Genomic DNA, 8,864 nt, shown 5'->3' with positions numbered 1-8,864 from the left:
AACGGAACGCTTGACAGATGATTTTGTGCAAAACATTATTGCACGAACAGTTTCGTCCTCCCAAGCCGGCAAATCCATGTCCAGCAGCCCGATCGTTCGCAATGCCAAGATAGCCGAGGAGGCTTCCATACCCATCACGACGCCCGAAATCGCCTTTGGCCTGATCCTCAGGCTCGTGCGCCTCGTCGAGGCCGGCATGCAGAGTATCGATCCGGGGCATGGTCTTTCCGGATCGCAGCTGTGGGCGCTTTGGCTCGTTTCCGCACAACCGGGCTTGCGCATCGGCGAACTCGCCGAAGCGATGTTCATCCATCCGTCAACGGCAAGCAACTTGCTCGACAAGCTCGAAGCGAAGGACTTGATCTTCCGCCAGCGGCAATGCGCCGACAGCCGGGTGATCTGCCTGCATCTGACAGCAAAGGGCAACGCTCTGGTGAGTGCGATACCCGGCCCGCTCCAAGGCCGCCTGCGCGACGCTTTGCTATCGCTGCCCCGTGGCGAGCTCATTTGTCTGTGCAAGGCCATCGGCAACGTTCTGCAGAAAATGAGCCGAGGGTGAAGAGATGCGTTACATCAAGAAGATCGAGGAGATTGTGCAACTATCCGCGCCCGAACGTTGAGCGCTCGACGACGCCTTTTGGCAGGAGGAGCTGGAACCGGCTACCGACGCGACCGCTTGCAGCGAAGGTGGCATGGCAACGCGCTTCGGACATGAGTCCGCGCTGGCGGAACTGGAAAGCGGCTCGGAACGAACATGGGCCGCAGTAGCGGCCCATCGTTCGCTCCTCAAGAGGATCACATCCGCGCGGCGAGCACGCCACGCATTTTCTGCATCGCCTTCGCCTCGATCTGGCGGATGCGCTCTGCCGAGACGCCATATTCGGCAGCCAGCTCGTGCAGCGTCGCCGCTTCCTCGCCGTCTTCGACCAGCCAGCGGCGCTTGACGATGTCGCGGCTGCGCTCGTCGAGCTTGGCGAGCGCTTCGGCAAGACCCGTGTCGTGCAGCCGGTCACGCTCCTTGCGTTCGAGCTGGACCGAGGGCTCGACGCTCGCATCGGCCGCGAGATAAGCGATCGGCGCGAAAGACTCGTCTTCGTCGTCGGTCAGCGGTTCGAGCGAGATGTCGGCGCCATTCATGCGCGTTTCCATCTCGACGACTTCTTCCGGTTTGACGCCGAGCTGACGTGCCACGGATTTGACTTCCGCCGGGCTGAGACTGGCGAAGCCAGCCTCGCTCTGGGCATCGTGGGCGAGCGCGGACTTCATGCTGCGCAGGTTGAAGAACAGCTTCCTCTGCGCCTTGGTCGTCGCAACCTTGACGAGCCGCCAGTTCTTCAGGATGTATTCGTGGATCTCGGCCTTGATCCAGTGCAGCGCGAACGACACCAGCCGCACGCCGCGGTCGGGATCGAAACGTTTGACGGCTTTCATGAGACCGATATTGCCTTCCTGGATCAGGTCGGCATGCGGCAGGCCATAGCCGAGATAGCCGCGCGCGACGGCGATCACCAGCCGCAGGTGGGAGAGAACCAATTGCCGCGCGGCATCGAGATCGCCCTCGTCACGGAAGCGCCGCGCCAAGCGCTGCTCTTCCGCTTCGCTGAGCATCGGGAAACGATTGGCGGCCGCGATATAGGCTTCGAGACTGCTGCTTGCGGAGGGAACCGGAAATTGGGCTAGGGTCAATGCGTGGCTCATGTCGGTCTCCTTCTGAAATTTTTCAGTTCAATGTTAGCACTCTGCGTTCGAGAGTGCTAATCGCGGAAAGTTCCTGACTATATTACTCAAGTTTTGCCAACGGGTGCAAGGGGAGCCCCCGAATGATTTCGGTGCGGAAATCGGCAGGCAATGCCTGGCGAGCCTGTTCGGCTTCGGCACGCGTCTTGAAACTGACGAAACAGCAGGCGCCCGAGCCGGTCATGCGCGCATCGCCGAAGCGGCGAAGTTCGGCCAGATGCCGCGCCACCTCGGGGTAGAGCGCGCAGGCCACCGGCTCGAGATCGTTGTGGCCGAAGCCTGGCCGCCAGTCGGCAGGACGAATCGCCGGGGTCGCGCGCTGGAGGTTCGGTGCTCGGAAGATTGTCGCCGTGGGCACCTCGACCGGCGGAAAGCTCAGCAGATACCAGGCATCGGGCACCGTAACGACGGTGAAGCGCTCGCCGACGCCTTCGGCGAAGCAGTTGCGGCCGTGGATGAATACCGGCACGTCGGCGCCCAAGTGCAGGCCGATTTCCTGCAAGCGTTCGCGCGGCAGATTCAGACCCCAGAGCCGGTTGAGGGCGATCAACGTGGTGGCGGCATCGGAACTTCCGCCGCCTAAACCCCCGCCCATCGGGATGCGTTTTTCGAGGTGGATGGTCGCACCCAGTGCCGTTCCACCAGCGCCGACTTTCAACATCTTTGCCGCGCGCACCACCAGATCTTGTTCCGGCGCAACGCCCGGCGTCGGGGTGGCCAGCACGATGCGCCCGTCGCTGCGCGGCGTAAAGCGCAGCGTGTCGGCAAGATCGATGAACCGGAACACCGTCTGCAGCAGGTGGTAGCCGTCGGCCCGCCGGCCGACGACGTGCAGGAATAGGTTCAGCTTGGCCGGCGCCGGCCAGACGCGATCCCACGCGCTCATTTCACCTCCTGCCATGCGTCGATCTTGAGCCGCACCACGATGTCGTCGCGCGAAAGCTCGATCAGCGTCGGCAGACCGTCGGGCGCGCCGCTTGCCCGTTCGAGGATCTCGACACGCCAGCCTTCGGTGTCGGCAAGATCGCCCAGCAGCCAGCGCGCGGCGCCATTGAGCGGCAACGCGACGCCGAACACTTCCCGCGCCAGCGCATTCCAGTCGTCGGCCGTATGCGTGCGGCCATCGGCAAGCACAAGCCGCGCGCCGGAGGCATCGCGCACCAGTTCAGCCAGCCCCTGACCCAGCGGCGTTGACAGCAGGATGACATCGCTTGCAGGGGTGTGTCGCCAATCGAGATTGGCGTGATGGCGCACCTCGCCTCGTCGCACGGCGAGGCGGCCGTCGATGGAGAACTGCGAGACTTCCCCCGGCAAAGGTCGGTGTGGCGCGACCGGGGCCGCGGCGCAGCCGGCCAGAAGCGGCAACATGGCCAGAAATGCCCGGCGCCGCATGGGTCAGCGCGAGAAACGCTCGATGGTCTCGGCGAGCACTTCGTTGCCGGGATGCTCCCGGCGCGCCTTCTCCCAGGTCTGGCGTGCTTCCTCCTTGCGGCCGAGCGTCCAGAGCACCTCGCCGAGATGGGCGGCGATCTCGGGATCGGCGCGCAGAGCATAGGCGCGCTGCAGCGCTTCGAGCGCCGCCTGCGGCTCGCCCTGCCGGAACAGCACCCAGCCCTTGCTGTCGAGGATGTACGGATCGTCCGGCGCAAGCTCCAGTGCCTTGTCGATCAGTGCGCGCGCTTCGGTAAGCCGCAGGTTGCGGTCGGCCAGCGAGAAGCCCAAGGCATTGTAGGCATGCGCATGGTCGGGGCGGATCTCGATCAGGCGGCGCAGACGGCTTTCCATCTCGTCGACACGGCCGAGCCGCTCGGCGATTAGCCCCGCCTCGTAGAGGAGCTCGGGCACGTCGGGCTGGCGTTCCAGCGCGGCGATGAGCACCGCATAAGCATCGGCGATGCGCCCGGCCTCGCGCAAGAGCTGCGCCTCGCCGATGATGAGTTGCACGCGCTCGCGCGGCGTGGCGGCTTCGGCGGCATGCAGGACCTCGCGCGCGGCATCGAGCTTGCCTTGCTTGGCCAGCACACTCGCGGCATGCAATCGCGCCGGCAGGTAATGCTCGCCGCGGCCGACCGCATCGAACCATTTGAGCGCATCGCCCCAGCGCTTTTCACCTTCGGCGATCTGGCCGAGGAAGAAACGCGCCCGGTCGGCTTCGGGATGATCGATCTCGACGATGCGGCGCAGATGTTTCTCGGCTTCCTGCGTGTCATTGAGCTGCAATGAGAGCACCGCGACGGCGAAGACGATATCGCCGTTCTTGGCAGGATCGAGCGCACCTTGCTCGAGCAGGGCGCGGAATTCGCGCCGCGCCTCCTCATAGCGTCGGTCGTTGGCCAGCGCCCGCGCATAAGCGAGGCGCGCCTCGCGTGCCTGCGGATTGGCCGCGACGAACTGGCCGAGCGCTTTCATCGCCTCGGCATGATTCGCGGTGATCTGGGCCCGAAACAGCGCGGCGAGCTCCCAATCGGGCTTGAGCTCCAGCGCGCGCTCGAGCGCTGCTCGGGCGGCAACCAGCTCGCGCGCCTCGAAGGCGGCTTGGGCCCTGGCGAAATGCGCCTCGGGAAGATCGAGATATGGCGTCGTGACCTGCTCGACGATTTCGCGCACCGCCTTGCGGTCGCCGCCACGGGCAAACAGCCGATTCAGACGCAGCAGATTGGCCGGCAGCTGCCGCGCATCGGCCGTAAGCCAAGCGGGCAGCGCGACTTTCAGCTCCTCGAATCGACCCGCAGCGGCCAACAGGCCAATCCACGCCTGTCGGGCGGCCGGAGAGTCCGGATCGCTTTCCAGCCAGAGGCTCGATGCGGCGAGCGCGGTTTCGACACGGCGACCGTGCAGGGCGATCTCGGTCGCCCGCCGGGCGATGCGCGGATCGCGCGTCCGACGGGCAAGATCGAGATACAGATCGCTTGCCTCGACGAGCCGGCCGCGCCGCGCAGCGATTTCCGCGAGCAGGAATTCCTGCAGCAGCTGCGGCGTGAGCGCCTGCTTTGGCAGCCGCGCGCGCTCGGCAGCTTCAGCCGCCTCTTTCGCCGCTTCGCCTTCTTTCGTCTGAACCGCCGACTGCGCTTGACTCACCTGCGCCGCGACCGACGTTCGGGACGCCGGCTGCAGGGATGCGCAACCAGTGAGAAAGGCGGTGGCGAGAAGTAAAGGCAGCGGCAAGGATTTCATCATGATGCGATCCGGCAGGCGGAAACGTGCGTCTACAATGGCGTCATGTTAGCAGTTTCCCACCCGCTTCATGCCTGAGCTCCCCGAAGTCGAAGTCACCCGGCGCGGCATCGAAAAGCGCCTCAAAGGTCGGCGGCTTACCCGTGCCGTGCTGCGAGCGCCGAGTTTGCGCTATCCGGTTCCCGCCGGGCTCGCCCGACGCCTGGCCGGCCGCACGCTGGTGACGGCGAAGCGCCGCGGCAAGTATCTGCTGCTCGACTTTGCGAGCGGGCATCTCTTGATCCATCTGGGCATGTCGGGCAGCTTACGCTTCGTTGCGCCTGGAACGAAGGCCCATCGCCACGATCATGCCGATTTCGTCTTCGGTGAAGACGTCCTGCGGCTCACCGACCCACGCCGCTTCGGCGCGCTGCTTTGGCTGGAGGACGATCCGCTGGCGCATCCGCTCCTGGCGGCTCTCGGCATCGAGCCGCTTTCGCGCGACTTCACCCCGCAATGGCTGCAGCAAGCGCTCGCCGGCAAACGTGTCGCGATCAAGCCGGCGCTGATGGACAGCCGCCTGATCGTCGGCATCGGCAACATCTATGCATCGGAGAGCCTGTTCCTGGCCGGCATCGATCCGCGCCGCGCCGCAGGCAGCATTTCATTGGCACGGCTCGAACGGCTGGTTTTCGCGATCAAGGCGACGCTGCGCGCCGCGATCCGCGCCGGCGGCAGCACGCTGCGCGATTTCTGCGGGCCGGAGGGCCTGGGCGATTTCCAGGTGCACCACCAGGTCTATGGCCGCGCGGGCGAAGCCTGCCCGCGTTGTGGCGCGACGACCCGACAAATCCGCCAAGGGCAGCGGGCAACGTATTTCTGTCCGCGCTGCCAGCGCTGATCAGCGGATCAAGAGCACCGGCACCGGGGCATGCGCGACGACACGGCTTGCCACCGAGCCGAGCAGCGTGCCGCCGATCCCCGTATGGCCGCGCGTGCCGAGCAGGATCATCTCACTGCCGATGTCCTTGGCATAAGCGATGATGATCTCGGCACTACTGCCGACCGAGACGTGCAGTCGTGGCACGATGCCCGCCGCTTCGAGCCGGCCTTTCGCCTCGGCGAGCGCCTTCAAGCCTTCCTCGCGATGGAAGTCGCGGATCTGTTCGGCATTGACGAAGCGACCGACGTCGCCAGTCAGCGGCGGCTGCACGTTGAGCAGATGGATCGTCGGCAACGTTTTCCATTCGTCGCGGTGACTGATGATCCAATCGATCGGCTTGAGCGAGATCGCATCGCCATCGACGGGCACGAGCCAGTTCGCCATCTCAGCTCTCCTTCTCTTCCGCCAGCAGATCCTCGGGCGCTTTCGCCGGCCGCAATCTGAGCGTGCGCGTCGCCAGCCACTTGCCAATGACGACGACCAGCAAGGCGCCGAGGGATGCCAGAAGGTATTTCGGATAGGGCAGGCTGGCGAACAGCTCTTTCGGCAGCGCAGGATCGGAGACGATCATGCCACCACCGATCCAGCCGAGCAGCGCGCCGCCGCCGGTGATGACTACAGGATAGCGATCCATCAGTTTCAGCACCAGCTGGCTGCCCCAGACGACGATCGGGATCGAGACCAAGATGCCGAACACGACCAGCAGCAAGCTGCCGTGCGCCGCGGCGGCGACTGCGATCACATTGTCGAGGCTCATCACCGCATCGGCGACGATGATCGTCTTGATCGCTGCGGCCAGCGAGGCCGCCGCGGCCACTTCACCGTGTCCTTCCTCTTCCGGTTGCAAGAGCTTGATGCCGATCCACACCAGCAGCAGCGCACCGACGGTCTTCAGCCAGGGCACTTCGAGCAGCTTGAGCGCGAAGAAGATCATCACGATGCGAAGCACAATAGCGCCCGCCACCCCCCAGAAGATGCCCAACCTGCGCTGCGCCTCGGGCAGCTTGCGGCAGGCCAGTGCGATGACCACCGCATTGTCGCCGCCGAGCAGGATGTCGATCGCGACGATCTGCAGCACGGCGATCCAGAAAGCGGGCGAGGCCAGTTCCATCGACATTTATCCCCGGCTCCAGAGAACGAAAGCGGGCGCCTCGCAAGGCGCCCGAATAGCGCTGGAAAGCGCCGAGGCGATTTCAGCCCCCCGTCAGCTTCTTGAACTTCGCCAGCAGCTGGTCCTTGGTCTCGGGATGGTTCGGGTCTTTGATGATGCAGTCGACCGGGCAGACCTCGATGCACTGGGGGGTGTCGAAGTGGCCGACGCATTCGGTGCACTTGTTGGGATCGATGACGTAAATCTCATCACCCTGCGAAATTGCGCCGTTGGGGCATTCGGGCTCGCAGACATCGCAGTTGATGCATTCGTCGGTGATCATCAGGGCCATGGCTTGCTTCCTCTCGCTTTCATCAAGAACGTTTGCAAAACTTCTCCGTCAGCCGTTTGGCGACCAGCGGATGCACGAACTTAGAGACATCGCCCCCCAGGCTCGCGATCTCCCTAACCATTGTCGCCGAGATGAACATATATTGTTCGCCCGGCGTCAAAAACAAGGTGTCGATGTCGGGATGCAGCACGCGGTTCATTCCCGCCATCTGGAATTCATACTCGAAATCGGAGGCGGCGCGCAGGCCGCGCATGATGATCCGTGCCCTTCGCTCGCGCAAGAAATCCATCAGCAGGCCGGTAAAGCCATACACTTCGACATTGGGCAGATCGGCGCACAATTCACGGGCGATCTCGACCCGCTCGTCGAGCGTAAACAACGGCCGCTTGCTGGGGCTGGCGGCGATGCCGACGATGACGCGGGAAAAGAGCCGCGCGGCGCGACGCACCAGATCCTCGTGCCCCCGCGTGAAGGGGTCGAAAGTACCCGGATAGACGGCGATGTTCATCAACGCTCCAGCAAATGATAGAAGACCTGGCCGGCCTGGCCGCGCTTTACCGTTTTCCACTCGCCGAGGGCGTCGATGCGCCGCTCGGCCTCCGCATAAACCCGCATTCCCGGCCGGGCCAGTCGTGGCAGCAGTGGCATCACCCGTTCCAGCCAGCCTTGCCGGTAAGGCGGATCGAGCAGCAGCAGATCGAAAGTTTCGGCCGATTGCGTAGCAAATTCTAGCGCATCCGCCCGTATGAGCCGCAGCCGCTCGCCGTCGAACAGCGCGGCATTTTCCTCGAGGCGGTGAAATGCACCTCGATCGCGCTCGATCAGCACCACCTCGGCCGCGCCGCGCGAAGCGCACTCGAAGCCGAGGATGCCGCTGCCGGCGAACAGATCCAGGCAATGCCAGCCGGAAAGATCCTGCCCGAGCCAGTTGAACAGCGTCTCGCGCACCCGATCCGGCGTCGGCCGCAGGCCGGGTGTGTCGGCGACGCGAATCAGGCGGCTGCGCCAGGCGCCGCCAGTGATGCGGATGCGGCTCATCGAGGAAGGGTGGGCGGTCTGCCATTGGATGGCGCGCAATTTTGCTGCCGTTTCGCAGACATGACAACACACGACACGGTCGCAGTGAGAAAACGCCCGCGCCCTGGAGGAAAGTCTTGCGACCCCTATGGGTATCGTTTCGGCATGAGATCAGTCAAATGTTGCTTCCCTCGTCGCGGTCGTAACGGCTTTATTTCTTGAGCGCACAAAATCGTTTGATCATTTCGAAGACAAAATCCTTTTCGGCATTGGAAAGACTTCCCATCAAAGCTGCCAGCAACTCCGCGTCGTTGCGCAGCCGATTTTCGAGCGGAGCATCTTCGAACAATCTCGCGAGAGGGATTCCGAATATGCCGGACATCCGATGCAGCGTTGGCAGCGACGGCAAAGTTACCCCCCTCTCGAATCGCGATACGGTTATCGGATCTACATCCAAAGCCAACGCCAGTTGCTCCTGCGTCATGCCTTGGGCTTTTCTCCAACGGGCAATGGTCTTGCCTATGGCGAGGGCGAGCTCGTAGCGCACAGTAAACCTAATCCGATTGGCGAAT

General features: G+C 64.0%; 12 protein-coding genes. 2 read left to right on the top strand and 10 right to left on the bottom strand.

The window, feature by feature from the left end; all coding sequences use genetic code 11:
* The first annotated feature begins 10 nt into the window (after nucleotides 1–10).
* On the top strand, nucleotides 11–559 hold the full coding sequence (locus tag EL335_RS00755) for a MarR family winged helix-turn-helix transcriptional regulator (RefSeq protein ID WP_126443783.1): 549 nt from the start codon (nucleotides 11–13) through the stop codon (nucleotides 557–559).
* Between the two features lie 236 nt (nucleotides 560–795).
* Here EL335_RS00755 and rpoH read toward each other — a convergent pair whose 3' ends face one another.
* The 4 genes from rpoH to EL335_RS00735 form a co-directional block, all read right to left on the bottom strand.
* Nucleotides 796–1,698 carry an RNA polymerase sigma factor RpoH gene (gene rpoH, locus EL335_RS00750; RefSeq protein ID WP_126443782.1) on the bottom strand — a complete coding sequence of 301 codons (903 nt, stop codon included), beginning with the start codon at nucleotides 1,696–1,698 and terminating at the stop codon, nucleotides 796–798.
* Between the two features lie 82 nt (nucleotides 1,699–1,780).
* The gene (ispE, locus tag EL335_RS00745; RefSeq protein WP_126443781.1) at nucleotides 1,781–2,623 is read right to left on the bottom strand and encodes a 4-(cytidine 5'-diphospho)-2-C-methyl-D-erythritol kinase; all 843 of its coding nucleotides are present in this window, start codon (nucleotides 2,621–2,623) and stop codon (nucleotides 1,781–1,783) included.
* A complete protein-coding gene (locus EL335_RS00740) occupies nucleotides 2,620–3,105 on the bottom strand; it encodes an outer membrane lipoprotein LolB (RefSeq protein WP_172599982.1) in 486 nt (161 codons plus the stop codon). The genes ispE and EL335_RS00740 overlap by 4 nt, the downstream gene beginning before the upstream one ends.
* 27 nt (nucleotides 3,106–3,132) lie before the next feature.
* Complete coding sequence (locus EL335_RS00735; RefSeq protein ID WP_126443779.1) at nucleotides 3,133–4,914, bottom strand: tetratricopeptide repeat protein; 1,782 nt, start codon at nucleotides 4,912–4,914, stop codon at nucleotides 3,133–3,135.
* A 67-nt stretch (nucleotides 4,915–4,981) separates the two neighbouring features.
* Here EL335_RS00735 and mutM point away from each other — a divergent pair, with 67 nt between their 5' ends.
* A complete protein-coding gene (gene mutM, locus EL335_RS00730) occupies nucleotides 4,982–5,791 on the top strand; it encodes a bifunctional DNA-formamidopyrimidine glycosylase/DNA-(apurinic or apyrimidinic site) lyase (RefSeq protein WP_126443778.1) in 810 nt (269 codons plus the stop codon).
* Here the strand turns inward: mutM and EL335_RS00725 are convergent, their stop codons facing one another.
* The 6 genes from EL335_RS00725 to EL335_RS00700 all read right to left on the bottom strand — a co-directional run bounded on the left by EL335_RS00725 (nucleotide 5,792) and on the right by EL335_RS00700 (nucleotide 8,839).
* A complete protein-coding gene (locus EL335_RS00725; protein ID WP_126443777.1) occupies nucleotides 5,792–6,217 on the bottom strand; it encodes a universal stress protein in 426 nt (141 codons plus the stop codon).
* Between the two features lies 1 nt (nucleotide 6,218).
* Nucleotides 6,219–6,944, bottom strand: a complete 726-nt coding sequence (locus EL335_RS00720; RefSeq protein ID WP_126443776.1) for a TerC family protein — start codon at nucleotides 6,942–6,944, stop codon at nucleotides 6,219–6,221.
* Nucleotides 6,945–7,026: 82 nt separating this feature from the next.
* Complete coding sequence (locus EL335_RS00715) at nucleotides 7,027–7,275, bottom strand: YfhL family 4Fe-4S dicluster ferredoxin (protein ID WP_126443775.1); 249 nt, start codon at nucleotides 7,273–7,275, stop codon at nucleotides 7,027–7,029.
* A gap of 22 nt (nucleotides 7,276–7,297) precedes the next feature.
* Complete coding sequence (gene coaD / locus EL335_RS00710; RefSeq protein WP_126443774.1) at nucleotides 7,298–7,783, bottom strand: pantetheine-phosphate adenylyltransferase; 486 nt, start codon at nucleotides 7,781–7,783, stop codon at nucleotides 7,298–7,300.
* On the bottom strand, nucleotides 7,783–8,352 hold the full coding sequence (rsmD, locus tag EL335_RS00705) for a 16S rRNA (guanine(966)-N(2))-methyltransferase RsmD (RefSeq protein WP_348541420.1): 570 nt from the start codon (nucleotides 8,350–8,352) through the stop codon (nucleotides 7,783–7,785). The genes coaD and rsmD overlap by 1 nt, the downstream gene beginning before the upstream one ends.
* Before the next feature lie 151 nt (nucleotides 8,353–8,503).
* Nucleotides 8,504–8,839 (bottom strand): helix-turn-helix domain-containing protein, encoded by a 336-nt coding sequence (locus tag EL335_RS00700; protein ID WP_126443773.1) that lies wholly within the window; start codon nucleotides 8,837–8,839, stop codon nucleotides 8,504–8,506.
* Nucleotides 8,840–8,864: the final 25 nt, after the last annotated feature.

The sequence above is a fragment of the Sulfuricystis multivorans genome, assembly GCF_003966565.1.
Taxonomy (GTDB): domain Bacteria; phylum Pseudomonadota; class Gammaproteobacteria; order Burkholderiales; family Rhodocyclaceae; genus Sulfuricystis; species Sulfuricystis multivorans.
This window is presented reverse-complemented; position numbering and strand designations above follow the sequence as displayed.

What these genes read in the sequence shown, in the direction of transcription:
- EL335_RS00720 (WP_126443776.1), bottom strand. Translation starts at nt 6,944, where the DNA reads ATGGAACTGGCCTCGCCCGCTTTCTGGATCGCCGTGCTGCAGATCGTC.
- coaD (WP_126443774.1), bottom strand. Translation starts at nt 7,783, where the DNA reads ATGAACATCGCCGTCTATCCGGGTACTTTCGACCCCTTCACGCGGGGG.
- rpoH (WP_126443782.1), bottom strand. Translation starts at nt 1,698, where the DNA reads ATGAGCCACGCATTGACCCTAGCCCAATTTCCGGTTCCCTCCGCAAGC.
- EL335_RS00725 (WP_126443777.1), bottom strand. Translation starts at nt 6,217, where the DNA reads ATGGCGAACTGGCTCGTGCCCGTCGATGGCGATGCGATCTCGCTCAAG.
- ispE (WP_126443781.1), bottom strand. Translation starts at nt 2,623, where the DNA reads ATGAGCGCGTGGGATCGCGTCTGGCCGGCGCCGGCCAAGCTGAACCTA.
- EL335_RS00735 (WP_126443779.1), bottom strand. Translation starts at nt 4,914, where the DNA reads ATGATGAAATCCTTGCCGCTGCCTTTACTTCTCGCCACCGCCTTTCTC.
- EL335_RS00715 (WP_126443775.1), bottom strand. Translation starts at nt 7,275, where the DNA reads ATGGCCCTGATGATCACCGACGAATGCATCAACTGCGATGTCTGCGAG.
- EL335_RS00740 (WP_172599982.1), bottom strand. Translation starts at nt 3,105, where the DNA reads ATGTTGCCGCTTCTGGCCGGCTGCGCCGCGGCCCCGGTCGCGCCACAC.
- mutM (WP_126443778.1), top strand. Translation starts at nt 4,982, where the DNA reads ATGCCTGAGCTCCCCGAAGTCGAAGTCACCCGGCGCGGCATCGAAAAG.